Source organism: Terriglobales bacterium, from assembly GCA_035567895.1.
GTDB lineage: Bacteria > Acidobacteriota > Terriglobia > Terriglobales > Acidobacteriaceae > Gp1-AA112.
This window is the reverse complement of the sequence record DATMPC010000049.1, coordinates 27,942-47,513: the sequence shown is the minus strand read 5'-3', so window position 1 is coordinate 47,513 and position 19,572 is coordinate 27,942. Positions and strand designations below refer to the sequence as shown.

The window sequence follows — 19,572 nt, the reverse complement described above, 5'->3', positions numbered from 1 at the left end:
TCCATGTCGAGACGAATTCAAGTACTTCAGACGTATCGGCCTTCAACAAATCGCGAGTGTGTAGTGGCTGCGTGTTTCATTGTGGCACTACTATGCCTGGCTTTCTCCTCAGCGGCCTGGGGCCAGGTGCTCTACGGCACGCTGACCGGCAACGTAACCGATCCTTCCGGCGCGGTGGTACCCAACGTCAAGGTGGACGCGGTGAACACCGCGACGGGAGTCTCTAGAACCACGACAACAGATGCGAACGGCGCCTATCGCTTCTCGGATTTGCAACAAGGCAGCTACAGGGTTTCAATTTCGTCCTCCGGCTTTGCGACGGTTGCTCTCGACAACGTGGCCGTGACCGTTAACAACATCAGACGTGCTGACGCACAGTTGACTGTGGCCCAGACACAAACTGTCGTAGAGGTCAACGCGCAAGAGCAGGTTCTGCAGACCGATAAGGCAGATGTGCATACCGACCTCACAGCGCAGCAGATCGATAACCTTCCGATCTCCGGTTCACAGGGAAGAAACTTCCAGACGCTGCTGCGCATTATTCCTGGCGCAGCGTTACCCGCTGAGACGAACTCGCTCGCCGGCAACCCCCAGCGTTCGATCTTCGCGAACGTAAATGGGCAGTCGCAGACGGCGAACAACACGCGCATTGACGGTGCCCAGGACATCTATCCCTGGCTTCCATCGAATGTGGCCTATGTCCCGCCGGCGGACGCGATCGAGACTGTAAACGTGGTGACCAACTCATTCGACGCCGAGCAGGGTCAGGCTGGCGGCGCCGCCATGAACGTGCAGGTCAAGTCGGGCACCAACTCATTTCACGGCACTGCCCACTGGTTCCATTTCGACCAGAATTTTGCGGCGCGCGACTACTTCCAGACGAACACTACCAGATTCCCGCACAAGAACAGGAACAACCAGAACCAGCTTGGCGGCACCTTCGGCGGACCCATCAAAAAAGATAAGCTGTTCTTCTTCGTCGATTACGAGCGCACCACGCAGAGGCAGTTGGCAGGACCGGATACGCGAACGCTGCCCACGGCTGCAATGGCGACGGGGGATTTCCGCAGTCTGCCCGGGAATCCGACTATTTACGACCCTGCCACCGGCGACGCGACCGGCGCAGGAAAACAGCAGATCTCCTGCAACGGCGTGCTGAATATGATCTGCCCGAATCGCATTGATCCCGCTGCGTCGGCGATGATCAAGCTGTTGCAACCCCAAATCGCGAAGGAGTTCACCACCGCGACTCTCACGAACAACTTCGTCGGCAGCGGCACGGCGCTCTTTAATCGCGATAGCGCCGACGGAAAAATTAATTATCAAATGAGCGATAAGTCAACAGTCTTCGGCCGCTACAGTTTCTCGAAGACCCTTGTTTTTGATCCCCCTCTTCTTGGAGATGCGGTCGGAGACGCCACGAACGGCGGACAGCTAGGCAATGCTCCGGGCTTGGTTCAAAGCGTAGGTTTAGGCGCGACGCACACATTTAATCCGACCATGCTGCTGGACTGGAACTTCGGTTTCACTCGTCTGCGGCTGGGTTCAACCTTCGACCTCACCTCGGCAAAGGGACTAAATGATCTGAAGATTCCCGGCACGAACAATGCGGGAACGACGGGTGACCCAAGCCTGTATTTCGGCCTTCCGGGGTTCATCTTTCCTGTCGGACTGAATCTTGGCAATGCGCAAAATGCCAATCCGTTCACCTTCCGCGATGGCAGTTTCGTGACGGGAGCTAACCTGAGTTGGATGCACGGCAAGCACGGGTTCCGTGGCGGTATCGAGTGGAACCACTCCCAGATGAATCATTTCCAGCCGCAAGTGGGTACCTTCAACACGCCTCGTGGAGCCTTTGACTTCAATGGCATGTCCACCTCCCTAACCGGAACCACCGCTACCTGGTTCAACCAGTGGGCAGACTTTATGTTAGGTCTGTCGGACCATAGCGGAAAAGCGATCCAATCAACGAATCCGAACGCGCTGCGATGGTCTCAGTGGGCCTGGTACCTCCGCGACCAGTGGCAGGTGACGCCCAGGCTAACAGCAACTCTTGGAGTCCGCTGGGAGTACTATCCCTTCGGGTACAGCGATAACGGCAAAGGATTGCGTTACCTGAACCTGGCTACCGGCAACGTCCTCGTCGGAGGCAACGGCAACGTTCCGCAAGATGACGGTGTTGACGTTGGAAGTGGACAGTTCCTGCCGCGTGTCGGCTTTGCCTACCGCCTCACGTCTTCAACTGTTGTCCGTACTGGTTACGGCATGAATGCCGACTCTAACAACTGGCGTGATTTCCGCAACGCGTACCCGGCAAACGTCTTCATAGACAACGCCACCGGAAATTCCAACGCCATCGCTGTGACCAGCCTTACCGGGTTGAATGCCACGATCGCGAGCGGTGCCAAGGCACTTCCTTCGGGTGTCGTGCTGTCGCCGATTCCCGACGTCAGCGGCGGCCTCATCCCGCTACCCACCAACATCACCACCACCACTATCCCGCAGCCCTTCCGTCGCGGATACATCCACAACTTCAACTTTATGGTGGAGCAGGAATGGAAGGGGTTCGTACTCAACACCGGCTACGTTGGGGCGCGTGGCATCCGGCCTCTGGTGCAACTGAACATGAATGCTTCAGCTGCTGGCACAGGAGCCGCAGGTGGGTTGTTGAGCCAGGCGCTGGGCAAGACTTATACCGGAAGCATCACAGGGCTTGTTCCCTTCAAGAACAGCTTCTACGACTCGATGCAGACCAAACTCACACGGCGCTTCCATGATGGGTCGATGGCCGGCCTCTCCTGGACGTGGTCGAAGACAATCGACTACGCCGACAACGATGATTTGGGCAGCGTCGCTTTTCCGTTTCCCGCCAACTGGGAGAAGAATCGCGCGGTGGCTGGATACGATCGTACCCACAACGTCTCCATCTACGGTGTGATGCAGTTGCCGTTCGGCAAGGGAGAACGGTGGGCACAGACAGGCATCGCCAGCGCTATCCTCGGCGGCTGGCAGATCAGCCCGCTGATCAATTACCTCACTGGTCTGCCCTTCACCGTCAATTGCCCTGGGGCTTTGAATGCGAACGGAACGCCCAGTCAGACATGCGACCTTGTCGGCAAGTTTACCGTTCTGAATAACCCGCCGAACCGCGACGGCATTTGCGCCTTGAGCGACTTGAGTTGCAGGTACTTCGACCCGAGCGCGTTCGCAGCGCCGCTTATTACCAGCAACGCGAACGCTCACTTCGGAAACACCAACCGTAACGAGTTCCGTGGCCCGGGTTATTTCGGCATGAACCTGAGCCTGGCTCGTCAGATCAAGTTGACAGAACGGTTCGCCCTGCAACTCCGAGCGGATGCGATTAACTTCACGAACACACCTCACTTCGCCAACCCGGCCGCCAACAATTGCCCGGCTAATGCCACTGTGGGGGCTGTGTGCAGCACTGGCACGCCAACATCGACGTTCGGCGCAACTACCGGTGGTCTGCAGCCCGGCGGTTTCTTCGGTCCAGATCACGGTGCTCGACAAGTCTGGCTGGCGGCAAGAGTCATCTTCTGACCTTAGGGGTCTCGCACGCACCCCTTACCGGAGGAGTTGCTAAGCAAACCTGGCTTGGCAGCTCCTCATTTTTGTGTGCACTTCGGAGCTACGAGGGTGGCCGCCCTTCTCCTCTTCGAGGAGGCGCCAGTTCCATTTTGGAACGAAAAAATCCCTGCAGAATCCCTGATAATTTTGGACCAACCTGCCGGAAACGGCGCTAAAGTTATAAGAATCTTGAGCTTCCCGAGAAATCGGCCGCAATCCCTGTTAATTCCCTGGCTCCAAGCGAAATTTGCGGATTTTGGGCAGAATTCGATGCTTTTAGTCGCTCGCGCCGAAAACGCCCTGTAAATGTCCCTGTCTTTTGACAAGCGGAGACAGAGCTTCCTAGCCTAATCCGGCAGGGTAGCTTCGCTGGTGATCGTGAACTCTGTCCTTGCGCCGGCTGCAGCCGTTCGGTTTTTCGCCTCCAACGGCCGTCCTCCGCCTACCCAAGCGGTGACCTTCCCGGGAAGGATGCGGCGCTTACCGTTCTGGTCAACGACGCTCAGATCACGATCGCGAAGCGTAAAAGAGATTATTTTCTGCTCGCCGGGGTTGAGATGCACGCGTTGGAAGCCCTGCAACGCGCGCAGAGGCGCTCCGGTAATCCCGTCATGAGTCAGGTACAGCTGGGCGACTTCATCTCCTTCTGTGCGGCCTATGTTGGTCAGGTCAACAGAGATGGTCACAGATCCGTCCGCGGGAACATTTTGCTTATCGACGTGTAGGTTGCGATAGGAAAACGTGGTGTAGCTCAGCCCATATCCAAAGGGATATAGAGGTTCGCCTGTGAAGTAGCGGTACGTGCGGTTCGCCATCGAATAGTCCTCGAATGGCGGGAGTTGCAGGGCCGATTTATAGAACGTCACCGGCAGTCGTCCGCTGGGACTGAAGTCGCCGGCGATCGCCTCCGCAACGGCAGTTCCACCTTCCTCGCCCGGATACCAGGCTTGAAGAATTGCAGGAACGTAATGGTCAGCCCAATTCACAGCGACCGCGCTCCCGCTGGTCAGCACGAGGATGACTGGCTTGCCGACAGCATGAACTCGCTCCAAAAGCTTTTGCTGAGGAGCGGGCAGATCGAGGCTGGTGCGATCCCCACCGGCAAAGCCTTCGGTGTGGACGTTCATCTCCTCGCCCTCGATGCGCGGCGAGAGACCAAGCACCATGATCACGAGATCGGCCTGCCGCGCGGCGTCGACAGCATCTTTTCCGTCTTGCCCAGGCATGCTCCACACGAGGCGAGCCTCGGCGCTGCGAATTGTCTGAAAAAACTCCATCTTCAGCTTGTATGCGTGTCCCTGCTCGAGATGCATGACCTTCGTCAGTGTGTCAGCGGGATGATGGATCGTCCATTCTTCCGCGATCAACTGTTCGTCAACCCAGAAGCGGAATCCATCCTGGCCGGTGAAGCCGATCAGATAGTCGCCGGTCTCGGGTGGAACGAGAACTCCGGTCCAGCGCACGGAATAATTCTTCAGCAATTGCGGCGAAATGCCCTGATCTCCCCAAGCGAAGTTGACTGTGCTGTCGGTGCGAGTCATAACGGGCGCGTCTTTCAGATCAAGATTCGCGAAGTACTCCCCTTTGAGCCCGTGCTCTTTGCGCGAGTCATCGGTAAAGAGCTCATTGGAGGGAATAGCATGCATCACGGGACCGGTCAGACCGGCGCCCTCAGCGTAGATAACCTTGGACTGGGAAAAACGTCGTCGAATGCCTTCGAGGATTGTGACCGGCTTCGAAGGCGTTCCGTTGTAGTTGCCGACCAGCGCATCGAGATTGTCGGCGTCCGGGCCAATCACCGCGATGGTCTGATATTGCTTCGTGAGAGGCAGGAAATTGTTCTGGTTCTTCAGAAGCACGAGCGATTCGCGTGCGGTTTGCAGCGCGAGTTGATGATGAGGTTCGCTGTCGTTTTCCTCCGGAGCGATCTTCGAGTAGGGGTCCGACGAGGAAGGATCGAACATCCCAAGACGAAAACGCGCAGTAAACAATCGACGCAGAGCGCGATCCAAGTCGGCCTGAGTGAGCAGGCCTTGCTGAACCGCCTGGAGTATCGCGTCGCGCTCAGTCTTCACGCGTGTACGCGGATTGCCGCAGATCAGATCAGTGCCGGTTTTCAGGGCGACACTCACGCCTTCCTCCATGGACTTCGTGAAGTGATGTCCGTTGAAGATGTCTGTGACTGCGGCACAGTCGGATACGACGTAACCTTGAAATCCCCAATCGCGCCGCAGGTGCTCTTCGAGCAGCGCCGAGTTTGCGCACGCCGGTTGACCATTCAGAGAGTTGTAAGCGCACATCACCGACTGCGCTTTACCCTCAATGACCGTTGCGCGGAATGCGGGGAGATATGTGTCCTCCATGTCGTGACGGGAGGCCTTTACGTCGACGCTATGCCGAGTTGTCTCCGGGCCGCTGTGAACGGCGAAGTGCTTGGAAGTAGCGACAGTCTTCAGGTATTTGGGATCGTCCCCCTGCAAACCAGTAATGAAGGCAATCCCCATTCGGGAAGTCAGGAACGGGTCTTCACCATAAGTTTCCTGGCCACGGCCCCAGCGCGGATCGCGAAAGATATTGATGTTTGGAGACCAGACGGTAAGGCCGCGATACCAGCCGCTGGCGCCGTCCGGGTGCCGGTCGTGGTAATACTTTGCCCGGAACTCCGTGCTGATCACGTCGCCGATGCGATGCATCAGCGGCTCGTCGAAGGTAGCGGCCAGACCGATCGCCTGGGGAAAGACGGTGGCATTACCCGCTCGTGCGACGCCGTGCAGACCCTCGTTCCACCAGTTGTATTCAGGAATTCCCAATCGGGGAACGGCATCGGCAGTGTGACCGAGTTGCGAGACCTTCTCTTCGAGAGTCATCTTCGAGATCAGATCGTCGACGCGCTGCGCTGTCGGAAGACTTGGATTCTTGTAGGCAACTTCAGGAGTTGTTTGTTGTGACAAAAGTGGAGAACTAAGAGCGGCACTGAGCAAGCTTGCCAACACGAAGGATGTTTTGGTTTTCATTTGTCTCGTCAAAACAACAAATAACTAGTGGGACCGCAAATGCATGTCTGCGAATGCGAGAAACTGATTCCAATCAAAATCGGTAACCGCGTGTTTTCCATCGCGATAATGAAATCCGATCGTGCGCATGATTGGCTGATTCAGCGCCGGCATTTGATCGGTACCGAGGTCTTGTGCGCCTAGCAGCCTGTACAGCGGTCCGGCGGCAACGCATGCGAGGAACTCGCCCTTCGGATCAGCCCACTGGTCGTCTTCCGCTCCCGTGATGTAGACGGGGCGGGGAGCAATCAACGCGATCAGCTCGTGAGTGTCGACCGGAAGCTGATCGGCATGGTCGGCATATTTCTTGTAGTTCGCGCTGAATTGGTATGGGAAGCGATCTGTAAGATTGTGAATAGTTTCGCCATAATTGCGGCGGGCGAGCGATGCTCCACCCTCTCCCGGGCAGTTCGAAATCACCATCGCGAACCGCTGATCCGTAGCTCCCGCCCAGAGTACGGTCTTGCCTAGACGTGAGTGTCCCAAAATGGCAACGCGTTTCGGATCAACATCTTTGTCCTTCTCCAGGTAGTCCATTGCGCGGCTTAAGCCATAGGCCCAGGCTCCAATCGCTCCCCAATCGTCTGGGGCAGGTTCGGTTTGACCTCTCTTGAAAAAGAGAGGCCGCACACCATGAACGAGTCCGCCGTTGAAGTCGGGTTCAATATCCTGATAGCAGATGGTCGCGAAGCCGTATCCGCGGGCGAGGACCTTCTCGACTTCGAAGCCTGTGTCACGTCCCCGCGACTCTTCCTTGGCCTGCTCGCGTTCATGAGTCGTGCGATTCCATAGTGTCGCGAGTTTGACTGCGGGATCGTTGATGACCGCATGGTTGCCCGAGAAGTTAAGCGCCAGAATCAGAGGCACCGGCTTCTGCGCACCGGCCGGGATGTAAATGAGTACATCCTCTTTTGGACCTTCCTTATTTGACGAGAAGTAAATCGTGACCTGCTTTCGAACAGCCTTACCTCCGAGCGCATTCTTGTCGGAATCAAATATCGTGAAGTCGGTGTTCGACGGCGGCTTCGGAGTGCGGCCGTACACGTTCTCCTGGAACAGTTCGAGAAGCTCGCGACGACGGCGCTCCCATTCGCGGGCATTGGCAACCTTCTTCCCGTCGTTGAAGGTTAGGGGATCGGGGAGAGTGTAGTTGCCAACCTTCGACTCGTCATAGTTGGCAGGTATCGGACTTTGTCCATGAGCGGAAATGATGACCGAAGGAATCAAGACTACGAGGAACATCACGAGGCGAGCGCTGGGGAGTGAAGGCCCTCGAGTTTTCACGATTTAGGTTTGCTTCTCCAAGCTTGATGGCCACCGGCGTGGACGAGTAACCGCCGATCGACGTAATTGCGGAAGCAAGTAAACCACTTGACACGGTGGAGATCAAGACTTAGTTTGCCATACAAACTAAATCCAGGAGAGCCGGACCAGATGCCAGTCCTCCTAATTGTTCTTGTGGTTTCTCTGCTGGGGACTTCATTCGCCGCTGAAAGCCTGCGCACCGCGGCCCACGGCAAAGTACGTATCGGAACCGCCGCCAAGCCGGGATTCATCACCGAGGACAGCCGCTATGCAGCCGCTCTGGCGCGTGAATTCGATCAGCTAGAACCTGAGAACGAGATGAAATGGTCGTTGCTGCGTCCGGCTCACGATCGATTCGATTTCGCACCTGCGGATGAGCTGGTGCGTTTTGCGAAACAAAATGGAATGGCGGTCCGCGGTCATACTCTGCTATGGCACCAAGCAGTTCCAAAGTGGCTCGGCGAGGGACAGTGGACCTGGAACGAACTGTCGCAGCTCATGGCCGATCACATTCAGACGGTCGTCAAACATTTCGCTGGCTCGGTATACGCGTGGGACGTCGTCAATGAGGCTTTCCATCCCGATGGCAGCCTGCGCTCAACCCTCTGGTATGACTCGCCTGGGATTGGAGCCGAAGGGCCATACGGCTATATCGAACGCGCTTTTGTACTGGCGCACGCTGCCGATCCGAAGGCCAAACTCTTCTATAACGACTACGCGTTTGAAGCTGGTGGTCCAAAGTTCGAAGCAATTCTGGCCATGGCGCGCGACTTCAAGAAACGCGGCGTTCCACTTCATGGGATCGGCTTTCAGTGCCATTTCACATTGGATTCCATAACAGCTGAGAAGCTCGCAAAAACCATGCGGGCTTTTACGGATCTCGGCCTAGAAGTGCACATCACTGAACTAGATGTACGCCTCCCGGTGGACGGAACGGGACACGCCACTTCCCAAGATCTTGAACGGCAGGCTGATGTATATGGCGAAGCGGTGCGAGCGTGTTTGGGAGTCAGAGGCTGCAATGCGATTCAGGTCTGGGGCTTTAGCGATGCTCGATCATGGATCCCGCGCTTCTTCCCTGGCTATGGGGCTGGCACTCTTTTCGATCAGGAGTACCGCGCCAAGCCTGCCTATACTGCAGTGATCGACGCCCTCTCGCAGCCGGCCGCAACTGCTGCGTCACGGAAATAGTTGGGCTAGCCTTTTCGCGACACAAGCGCGATTACTCGCACGGGACTTCCTGAGCCGTTCACGATCTTGAGTGGAGCCGCAATTACGATAGCTCCAGTAGCTGGCAACTGATCCAGATTGGTCAAGCCAGCCAGACCGAACTTACCGCTCCCATGCATGATGTAGTGATTCGGGAACGGTGGATCGAACTTTGCGGCCTGCCCAGCATCCGTGCCAACGGTTTCTACTCCAACTCCGAGCACGTCTCGCTCTTTGGCTAAGAACGTGGAACTTTCCTTGGTGAATCCCGGCGTGTGCGGTCCATCGTCTTTCAGGTTGATGTAGTCCGGATCCTTTCTCCGCGACCAGCCGGTGCGCAGCAACACCCACGATCCTGCGGGAATCCGGCCGTGTTGCGATTCCCATTTCAGAATATCCTCCGGAACTACGAGGTGATCGGGATTGCGTGACGCCAGGTCCGCGATGTCGAGTACGCATGCCGGTCCGATGAATTGGCGCGGCGGGATTCGATCGACGCTGTTGTTAGGAAGATCTTTCCCGCTGATCCAGTGGATGGGCGCGTCGAAGTGCGTGCCGGTGTGCTCGCCTGTCTCAAAAGCATTCCAGTACCATGCCGGACCGCGCTCGTCGTAGTGCGAGAGTTCCCATATCCGGAATTGAGGTGTGTTCTGAAACTGTGGGGGAAGAGGGAGGATGGGAGTATCGGGACTGAGAGGCTGAGTCAGGTCGATGACCTCCAGCGAGCCTCGGTTAAGCTCTTCCACGAGTTGTAGCAGGATGTTTGGCATTCAGGTTCTTCCTTGCTGTAACCGAGCGCCGGGCGCCCTCGCCCGGCGCACGAAAATCTATGGGTCTAACTTCGAGTCGCCGAATTCTTCAGCAGTCGCCGGCGAAGGCGCCCGGGCGCTCCGTTTCCAAAACAAAGCAAGACCTCGCTGCCACAGGCAGCTCTACTTCTTTAGCGAGCGTAGATAGCGGCTAAACTCGAATCGATTCTCGAGCAGCGTTAAATCGGTTACATATTTCCCCGGGCCGATCGCTTCCACTTTGGCCACTATCGTCGTTAGATCCTTCGCGGTCAGAGCATCGTTGACTGCCTGCACAAACGCGTCACAATCGTTCACAACAGCAGTTCGCGGAACTCCGGCGGCTTTCGCGATCTGAGCTAAATCCGTTCCCGTAGAAGTCGCAGTGGGAAAGCCGCCCACCGAGAGCAGGCTTTCGTTATCAAACACGACGTGCAGGAGATTGCGCGGACGATATCGCGCCATGGTGCTAAGCGTGCCCAGATTCATCAGCACAGAACCATCGCCGTCGAGCACCACCACAGGTTGTTCGGGCAGAGAGAGCGCGATGCCAAGCCCGGTGGAAGAAGCCAGTCCCATGGCGTGTTGCAGATAAAAGAAGTTTGACCGATGCCCGATAGACTGCAACTCTGCCGCGATAGCTCCCATGATGGTTACTACGACACACTTCTCAAGCTGCGAGTAAATGGAACGCAGACAGTCGAGGCGCAGCAATCAGTCCTCCCACATGAGGTCGCGGGTGAGCAGCAATGCGACCGGTTGCAGACTGCTTGCACAAAGCTCGTGCGCCTGTCTGATCCTAAGCGGAACCGATTCGACGGTCTGCAAGCAAAAGTATGGAATGCCGAGGGCGCGGAGTAGGGGTTCGGTCACACTGCCTCCCTGAGTCTGCCACGGATCCTTCTCGCCGAAGCTGCCGCGATAGCTGATCAGCATGAGAAGTGGAATCCTATACAAGAGGGCGAACGAAACGATCCCGTTAATGCTGGCAAGGAATCCGTGGTTCTGCATCAGCATGGCTGAGCTAACACCGGCAAAATGCGCTCCGGCAGAGATGCCCACGCCCTCTTCCTCTTTGGCCAGCCGAACAAGAATCATCTCCGGATCGTCTTCGGCCATACGAATCAGGTGAACCAACCACGTCTCGGGCAATGCCGAAACCAGCCGAATGCCCGACGCTTTCAGTGCATCGTAAATAGCTCTCGAACTGGTTACGGAGACGGGCATGGTGGTGCGAAGAGGAATAGATTCCGTGCGACATAAGATACAGGAGTCCGCTGAATCTGAGACGGAGATAGGTTAAGACCTCAGCGGAACGGATATTGGGTGAGACGACCGGGAGGGCTCCGCCGTGATGAGCAAGCTAAAGCATCACTTTGTCAGCGTGGCAACGGACAGGCGGCTGAGTCTTCGGCACGCTTCCTGCAGATCGGAATCGGTCTTCGCAAAGCAGAACCGCAGCAGATTTCTTCCACCGCCGCTGAAGAAGGCTTCTCCTGGAACGCTGGCGACACTTGCGTTCGCGAGCAGATACATGGCCTTGTCCTTGCTATTGCTTCCTGGGAGCGCTGCAACGTCGGCGAGAACGTAATAGGAGCCCTGTGGCCAGGAGGGAGCAAGGCCAATTTGTTCCAAAGTTGTACAAAGCAGATCCCGTTTTCCGCGGTATTCGGCGGCTAGCTCTTTATAGAACTCGGGCTTGAGTTCTTCCAGGCCGGCAGCGACACCGTATTGGAACGGCGACGGAGCGCAAATGTAAGCGAGATCGTGGAAGTAACCGATTGATTGGGCCCATCGCGCATCGCAAACGGCATATCCGATACGCCAGCCGGTGATGCTGTAGGTCTTAGAGAATCCCGAAATGGTAATGCTGCGCTCTGCCATTCCGGGCAGCGATGCCGGACTGATGTGCTGATTCTGATCGTAGAGAAAGTATTCGTAGATCTCGTCCGTGATCACGAAGAGGTCGTTCTGTACGGCGATCTCCGCGATAAATTCGAGTTCTTCCCGCGTGAACACCTTACCCGAGGGATTCGCGGGCGAGTTCACGATGATGGCGCGCGTCTTAGGATTGACTGCGTTCTGAAGATGTTCGCGGCTGAAAATCCACTCCGGCGGATGCATGGTGATGTACACCGGCATGCAATCGAGAGCGCGCAGAGTGTTCACGTGATATCCGTAGTACGGTTCGAAGACGATGACTTCGTCGCCGGGATTCAGCAACGCCATGCATGCCGAGTAAAAGGCTCCAGTAGAGCCTGCCGTCACGACAACTTCCCGTTCCGGGTCAGCTTCGATGTGGTTGTACTCGCGCATTTTGAGTGCAATCGCGCGACGAAGCTGGGCTACTCCGTCCAGCCGGGTATAGGAGTTTTGTCGTGAATGGATAGCTTCAACCGCGGCGCGCTGCACTGGCTCGGGCACCTCGGTGTCGCAGATTCCCTGCGCCAGGTTAATACCGCGCACCTTCTCGCATTCCACCGACATGATGCGGATTTCGGATTGCGCGACACCAGCCGCTTTCCTGCTCAACTCCAACATCAGCTTCCCCTCAGCGCGATTCTACGCACTCCCGTATTCCGATACCAGAATCGGACTACGCCATAGCTGAATACGGTGGAAAGATACCGAGCGTTCCCGAAAATTAAGACGTGGGAGCCGTCGTCGCGTTAGCTGAAGAATTTGCAGGGGCGACTGGGAGGACAAGCCACTGGTCCTCCCAGAGGATTTCGGCTATTTGCGAGGCTGGCTCTCGGGAGGAACCATACCGTTCATACGAAGATACTCAATGATCTGGCCGTAGTGGTTGTTGCTGTGTCCAACCATACCCACAGCAAGAGAGAGGCGCGTAGTCTTCGAATTGCCAAACGGTGCCGGGATCTCTTCGACAACGTTTTGCTGATTGATCATTTTGATCGCGCTGTGACCTTTGGCAAACGAGGCCTTCAGATAGTTGATGACGTCGTCCTTGGTCTTAACGTTCTTCGGGCCGTTCTCATCGGGGGTTGCAGGGCGCTTTTCTCCGAGAATTGCGGATCCATACAACTCGAGGGCATCTCCAATGTGCTTGAACTGCTCGCCCATCGTGCGTACTGGACTCGGAGTCTTGAAATCTCCCGGAATGTTCGCAGTCGCCGGAGAAAAATCGTACTTGTCAGCTGAGATGGCTTCAGCGGCGCCCATGATGTTGCGCTCGATGCCGCTGAGTTGGCGATCAAGAACCGATGCAATCGTTGGTGGCTCAGATGCCGGCTTGGCCGCAGCGCCGGCTTGAGCAAAAGCAGCAACTGAGGACAGGAAACACGCGCTGACGAGAATCGCAATCGCTTTGATGTTGTTCACAGTAGCTCTCCTGGGACGAAGTTGGAACCGGAAAGCATAGCATCTGGGACTAACGGGCAGAGCTGTTTGTCACGAACGGCCACTCTCCGCGAGTGCGGGCACGGATGAGATACGCCACTGTTCCAAAGACGATCAACACAGTAGCTAGTATTACCTCACGTTCGAAATTCTTTCTGGATATGAGAATGTAAACGAATCCAGCTAACGCGAGCAGCGCCGGTAGTGGATATAGCCACATGCGGAATGGACGTTCATGCGACGGGTCCCTGTGACGGAAGATCATCACTCCGACTGCCTGCAGGATGAATTGCATCATGATCCGGATGACGACCAGCGCAGCCACTAAATCGGCTAATCGGAACATGCACAAAACGCACGTGAGCGCTCCCATGCATAGCAGAGCAGATGAAGGAAAATTTCCGCGCGGATTGAGTCTCCCGAATATCTGGAAGAAGTTGCCGTCGAGTGCGGCAGCATACGGAATCCGCGAAACGCCGAGCAGGACCGAAAAGATGGAAGCAAAGGCGGTCCAGATAATCAGCACCGCGACGAACTGTCCCGCATGTGTTCCGTAAAGCCGTTGCATCATCGTTGAAACGACATAGAACCGTGAGTCACTGGCAGCTGCCTGGTCTAGCTCACGCCACGGCACGACTCCGAGAATGCTTACGTTCATTACGATGTAGATCGCTGCGACGATCAGAATCGCGTAGAGAATTGCGCGCGGAATTGTCTTTCCTGGCTCGCGCACTTCCGCGCCCAGATAGCAGATATTGTAGTAGCCCCAGTAATCGTAAGTGGCAATCAGCATTGCGGATCCCATGCCGAGGAAGAAGGCATGGTCAAGACGAAAAGCCCCCGGCGGGAAATCGAAGGCTCGAGCAGAATCGAAGTGAGCAATGCCTGCCCAAATGATCCAGGCAATCGCTCCGAAGACGCCGGCCAACAGCCAATTCGAGATGCGTCCAACTGCATCAACTCGGCGATATGCCAACGCAATCGCCAGCATACAAGCCAACACAGCGACGAATGTGCCGTAGGTAATCGTTATGCTCACACCGGCGAGGGCAGATCCGCCAAATCCCAGATTGACACTGTGAGCCGCAATCACTCTCTGCAGTGACGGAAATATGAACCCGGCATACTGGGCCACACCCACACAGCCGGAGGCAGCCGAGAGCGGAGCGCTCATCATCAACTGCCACACGTATAAGAACGACAGCCATCGGCCGGCGCCATTAGGCCCGTAAATCTCTTTCAGGTACTCGTATGAGCCACCGGCGCGCGGAAGCGCGGCACCAAGCTCCGCCCACACCATGCCATCGCACATCGCAAGCACAGCGCCGAAGATCCATCCGAGCATCGCCTGCGGTCCACCAGCAGCATGAACGATGAGAGGAATGGTGATGAACGGCCCAATGCCGATCATCTCGATCACGTTAAGGGAGATACCTTCGCGCAGACCAATGCCGCGAATCAGTCGCTGATCTGCCGCGCTCCCTTTTATATTCACCACGGAGACACGGAGTCACGGAGAAAGTCAGGGGAAGTGAAGATCAAAAGGAGAGTAGCATTGTGAGAAATCGAAGATAATCTTGGGAATTCTCGCCGCAAGAGCACGTCTTGTGCCGTTCTCCGTGACTCAGTGTCTCCGTGGTAAATCAACGGGCTGCACTCCCAGCGCTCAGTAGATTCACGAACAGACGAATGGCGCCCGGCACCCCTGCAGGGAGCTGACGAAAGAACACGTAGCCGGTATAGATGTAGGTTCCTTTCCCATATTGGGCTACGAGCAATCCGCCTTTCAGTGGTTGTTCGCCCGGATCTTGCGAAGAAAGCAGCGAATGGAAGTGAGGGTCCCAATCGCTCATGAAGTATGTGCCACGTTCCTGCACCCACCCATCGAAGTCATGAGCTGTGATTTTGTTCGGATAGTTCAGAACGGGATTCTGGGGCTCCAGGATTTCCACTGGAGCTTCTTCCACGCTCACGCGTCGATTGCTGTCAGTCGCTGGATACGGAGTGTAGTGGCCTGTATTGAAGGCGTTGGTGTTCGAGTTGTATTGCAGGATGAGCGTTCCGCCCCGAGAGACGAAATCCAGCAGCTTCCCGTTATGAACTCGAACGTCCGTGCTGACGTCGTATGCGCGAATCCCCATCACAATGGTGTGAAAGCGTGACAGATCAATCGATCGTAGATCTGAAGGCGCGATTATCTCGACGTTGATCCCGAGCTGCTTGAGGCTGGCAGGGATTTCATCGCCTGCGCCCATGACGTATCCCACACGCAGTCCCGGTGGAACATTTACATGCACTGCGCTTACGTCGAGGCTCGCTGGACGATAGTAGTAGAACGTGTCGAGATCCGAACGCGTAACGACGCGGAATCCTTCGCTGAGCTGCTTGCCTTGATATTCAGCGATCGCTTTCAGATCGTAGTGCTTTTCGCCGTCTGCTTTGGGCGACACAGTGAATTCGAGTTCAGCAACATCGCCCTCATGTTCCAAATGAACCGGACTGCTTGCGGGATTCACGGACCATCCGGTGGGAACGGCGAGGTGCAGGTTTGCGTTTGCGGGCGTTGTGAGCTGGCTTCGAACTCTTACGGTAACGTGAAAGGGTTGACTCGAGTCGGCCCTCACAATCTGGGACGCGTTGGCAAACTCTAGCGAGAGCGCGGGAGCGATGGCGAGTTCATGCTGTCCTTGTCCCGAAACGGGATCGATGTACTTGGCCATCGCCACAGCATGGGCGGTTCCCTTCCCCTCGACCACGTTGTAAACGGCATGCGCCTGCACCGGCCATGGTGGAAGCGGTAGCGTCGCATACGCGGGATTGGTGAATTTGTCTACGGTTTCGGTGTACGCATTGCTGCGACCCCAATAGGGCTTCGTAAGTTGAGCATCCTGAGGAACGGTCATGCGAAATTGGACAGAGGCCACGTCGCCGGAGTGCAGCGGCTTGAGATCGCGCTTCACGATCTCCGAAGTAAAGCCTTCAGGCATGTCGAGCACGATCTGTTCGGGCTCGAGATTCTCGGTTCCACGGTTGTAGAAGCGCGCGGTGAGTGTAAAGGTCTGTCCAGGAACCGCGGTCTGCAAGGTCTGCTCTAAGCGGAAGAAGCCGCTCTGCGACCCCTCGGGAGGGTCGACGCTCAGATCGAGCAGCACACCCAAGGCCAGGTTGGCAGCGCGCTCGAACTGCGCTTCTTTTGTCCTAAGATTCGTCAGCAGTTCAAGCTTCTGCGCCGGTGTAAGTGCGGACTGATCTACTTGCCTGATCAGATCGCGCGTGAGCTTCAGTCCTTCGATGAGAGGTGCGCCGGCATCGGAGGGATCGCGAGGCTTGGCCTTTTCTGCGGCTTCGTTCACGAGGTTTGCGAGTTCTTGCAATCCTTTTCGTAGAGCCGGCACTTTGCTTTCGTCGGCTCCCAATCTGGAAGCTAATCCAGGGAGCGTAACGTCGATACCATCGAAGAAGTCGTCTTCGGTTCCCTCTTCCTCACCGGGCTCCAGCTTCGCCGGCGGAAGCACCGAGTCGACGCGCCTGTAGTACGTGAAGCGATGTCCGGGCGGAACACGGAAGCCGCCGGTACCCTGCGAAGTCTGACGGGCAAGCCCTTCGACGGCAAATTGCGTATATGACTTTCCCAAAAGAGGAGAGTAGGTTCCGATATCGAATCCTACGTTGGAGCCTTCGGCATCTCCAAAGTTGCCCACATAAAGCTTCTTCGGCTGCCAGGGCAGCAGTCCTTCCTTGATTTGCTCAGGAAAGCGATTGGGATCGCCGGCTGCGCGAAAGGCTTCGCGCGTCACGATCGCCGAAGCCTGATGATGCGCATGGCCATCGCGAGAGGTTCCGGAGAAACGTGCAACCAGAACATCGGGGCGGAAGGTTCGGATGATGCGCACTAAATCGCCGATGGCAACGTCGTGGCCGCCCCACTTCGCAAATGTCTCTTCCGGAGTTTTGGAAAAACCGAAGTCAGCAACGCGTGTGAAGCGCTGCTCCACACCGTAGTATTCATCGGCAGCGAGCAGCTCGAGGGTGCGAAGCACACCGAGTTCGTCGGAGAAGGCGTCTCCGGATTTGTTCTGCCCGCCTTGTCCGCGCGTGAGGCTGCATAAAAGCGCAGTTGTCCCTTTGCCGCGGGATTGAAGCGTGAGGATACCGCCATCTTCGTCGTCGGGATGCGCAGTCGTATGCATGAGGCGGGCGGTCGTCCGTAGCCTTTGCAGTTCTTGCTGCAATGCCACGTAGCCCTGATCTTGTGCGAGTACGGGTTTGTCTGCGCCAGCCGGAACTTGTGACACCGTCAGCAGAAGCGCGCAAGAGAAAATTCGGAAAAGATAGGAGAGACGGCGGGAGCGGCGAGACGATCCGGTCGAAGTCATTCAGGTGCGTGAAGTGCTGTAGATTCCCCTGCTCGCAGCTCGGCTGCGTTTTGTTTTCGAAAGGCAGACCGAGCAGTATATCGGGCGGGAAACATGAGCTTGTCCCGTTGTCCCGGGAGTATAGGGTTCGGGACAACGGGACAAAAGCTGAATTCCAACGCAAGTGCCTGTCCGACTGTGACTTAGATGAACTGCTCGAATCGGGACAAGAGCCTCTTTTTCAGTGTTTGTCCCGGCAACCGAATGACGAGTGTTCGCTGCGGCACAGCCGCCCTGGGCTGTGGACGTTGAACCGACGCAACCTCAAGTGTCCCACTGTCCCGCGCACCCTAGGGTTTTGGGACAGTGGGACAGCGTAACTTGCTGAAACAAAACTATCTGGAAGCTAGACAATTCCTCTTCATGTCCCGACACGATTTTGTGTGCGGTCCTGGCTTACGACTCGCTGAAATCGATCATTGCCGGAGCCTCGCGAAAGGCTCGCGTGGTAATGGCAAGGTAGACCAACCCGATCGCGAACCAGATACCACCGATCGTCTTGGCTAGCGGATTGAGATTCCACCAGATCAGCGCGCAGAAGCCGAAGCCGATTAACGGTAGCAAGACGTCTGCGAAGACCCTCTTGCGATATCCCGTCTGGGTAGTCACGGCAAACTGCCAGAACGTCGCCAGATTGACCCCCATAAACGCCAGAAATGCTCCGAAGTTAAGCAGTTCACCCGCGTGCTCGTATGCGTTCCCAAAACGGTTGAGCGCGATCGCGCCCAGAAAGCTCAAGCCACCAATGATGAGGATGTTGTACGTCGGCGTGCTGCTTCCGGGACTCAAATGACCGAAGATGCGGCGTGGCAAGACATTGTCGCGTCCCATGCCAAAGAGCAGGCGCGCGGCGCCGAGCCCGCCGGTTAGTGCGCTGCCGAAGGCGGCGAGAATCAGGATTATGCCCATAGCGTTGAACAGGAACGTTCCGCCGACGCGGCTGCAAACGTCCATGAAAGCGGTCTCCAGATTTGGGAACACGTGCCAGTCGGGCCAGACAAGCTGCGCCAGATACACTAGCAATCCGCCAAATAGTCCCGTGAAGACGCAAACCAGAACTGTGGCCAGCAAAACGTTGCGTTTGGGATTCTCTACGTCCTCCGCCAACGTAGTGACGCCGTCAAAGCCAATGTAAGTGAGCGCCGCAAATGAGGTCGCACTCCAGATGCGATGGGAGTCAAATGTGCGCGGATCATAGAAAGGCTGCGTCGAAAACAGGCCAGTAACACCGTTCGCGCGCAGCAAAAAGCGGATTGCGAGGACAACAAACAGACCAACGACGACGAACATCACGAATAACAGGGCTTTATTGGCGAGCGCCGATGAACGAATTCCACGAAGATTGAGTAGCGTAATGATCGCCGCGATAATGGCCGCCCAGGCGAAGAACGGCACTGCACCCACATACCGCTCGTGCAGCGCGGTCGAGATCCAGATGGTATTGATAAGCGGTTGCAGCAGGTAATCGAGGAACATCGCCCATCCCGCAAGAAATCCCAAATGGGGATTCAGGCCGCGGCCAACGTACGTGTAAGCCGATCCTGCGGCTGGATACAGCGCTGCCATGCGTCCATAGCTGACTGCGGTGATCATCATCGCGAACATTGCGACGAGAATGATGGTCGCGAAGTGGCCGTTAGAGAGCTTTTGCGCGACGCCGTAGAGTGGAACCGGGGCGATTGGCTGGATGAGTACGATGCCGTAAAAGATGAGGTCCCAGAGTGTGAGGACGCGGCGGAGATGAGGTGGTTGGGAAGTTGCTGTTGAGTCGCTCATTAGGTCAGTACCTGCGGCAGTAGCCGCTGGGTTGGTGGCGCGTGTCTGTCAGCATCTATACTCACGCACCCAGCGGCT

General features: G+C 56.5%; 12 protein-coding genes. 2 read left to right on the top strand and 10 right to left on the bottom strand.

Annotation, left to right across the window (positions count from 1 at the left end):
- Positions 1 to 3 precede the first annotated feature (3 nt).
- Complete coding sequence (locus tag VNX88_10220; protein HWY69032.1) at positions 4 to 3,561, top strand: TonB-dependent receptor; 3,558 nt, start codon at positions 4 to 6, stop codon at positions 3,559 to 3,561.
- A gap of 374 nt (positions 3,562 to 3,935) precedes the next feature.
- On the opposite strand, the gene VNX88_10215 is transcribed toward VNX88_10220, so the two are convergent.
- Both VNX88_10215 and VNX88_10210 read right to left on the bottom strand, forming a co-directional pair.
- Positions 3,936 to 6,602: a glycoside hydrolase family 3 C-terminal domain-containing protein gene (locus VNX88_10215; protein HWY69031.1), complete on the bottom strand. Its 2,667-nt coding sequence runs from the start codon at positions 6,600 to 6,602 to the stop codon at positions 3,936 to 3,938.
- Between the two features lie 24 nt (positions 6,603 to 6,626).
- A complete protein-coding gene (locus VNX88_10210; protein ID HWY69030.1) occupies positions 6,627 to 7,925 on the bottom strand; it encodes a hypothetical protein in 1,299 nt (432 codons plus the stop codon).
- Between the two features lie 150 nt (positions 7,926 to 8,075).
- Here VNX88_10210 and VNX88_10205 point away from each other — a divergent pair, with 150 nt between their 5' ends.
- Entirely contained in the window at positions 8,076 to 9,137 is a 1,062-nt protein-coding gene (locus tag VNX88_10205) for an endo-1,4-beta-xylanase (protein HWY69029.1), read from the top strand.
- A 5-nt stretch (positions 9,138 to 9,142) separates the two neighbouring features.
- Here VNX88_10205 and VNX88_10200 read toward each other — a convergent pair whose 3' ends face one another.
- From VNX88_10200 to VNX88_10165, 8 genes are all read right to left on the bottom strand, one after another.
- Positions 9,143 to 9,925, bottom strand: a complete 783-nt coding sequence (locus tag VNX88_10200; GenBank protein ID HWY69028.1) for a cyclase family protein — start codon at positions 9,923 to 9,925, stop codon at positions 9,143 to 9,145.
- Between the two features lie 162 nt (positions 9,926 to 10,087).
- Positions 10,088 to 10,657 carry a thiamine pyrophosphate-dependent enzyme gene (locus VNX88_10195; GenBank protein HWY69027.1) on the bottom strand — a complete coding sequence of 190 codons (570 nt, stop codon included), beginning with the start codon at positions 10,655 to 10,657 and terminating at the stop codon, positions 10,088 to 10,090.
- Positions 10,658 to 11,170 carry a thiamine pyrophosphate-binding protein gene (locus tag VNX88_10190; protein ID HWY69026.1) on the bottom strand — a complete coding sequence of 171 codons (513 nt, stop codon included), beginning with the start codon at positions 11,168 to 11,170 and terminating at the stop codon, positions 10,658 to 10,660. It lies immediately after the preceding gene.
- 144 nt (positions 11,171 to 11,314) lie between these two features.
- A complete protein-coding gene (locus VNX88_10185) occupies positions 11,315 to 12,484 on the bottom strand; it encodes a pyridoxal phosphate-dependent aminotransferase (GenBank protein ID HWY69025.1) in 1,170 nt (389 codons plus the stop codon).
- A gap of 192 nt (positions 12,485 to 12,676) precedes the next feature.
- Complete coding sequence (locus tag VNX88_10180) at positions 12,677 to 13,285, bottom strand: DinB family protein (protein HWY69024.1); 609 nt, start codon at positions 13,283 to 13,285, stop codon at positions 12,677 to 12,679.
- Positions 13,286 to 13,334: 49 nt separating this feature from the next.
- On the bottom strand, positions 13,335 to 14,801 hold the full coding sequence (locus VNX88_10175) for an APC family permease (protein ID HWY69023.1): 1,467 nt from the start codon (positions 14,799 to 14,801) through the stop codon (positions 13,335 to 13,337).
- Between the two features lie 145 nt (positions 14,802 to 14,946).
- Positions 14,947 to 17,679, bottom strand: coding sequence for a PIG-L family deacetylase (locus VNX88_10170; GenBank protein HWY69022.1), 2,733 nt, complete (start codon positions 17,677 to 17,679; stop codon positions 14,947 to 14,949).
- Between the two features lie 435 nt (positions 17,680 to 18,114).
- A complete protein-coding gene (locus VNX88_10165) occupies positions 18,115 to 19,494 on the bottom strand; it encodes an APC family permease (GenBank protein HWY69021.1) in 1,380 nt (459 codons plus the stop codon).
- Positions 19,495 to 19,572 lie beyond the last annotated feature (78 nt).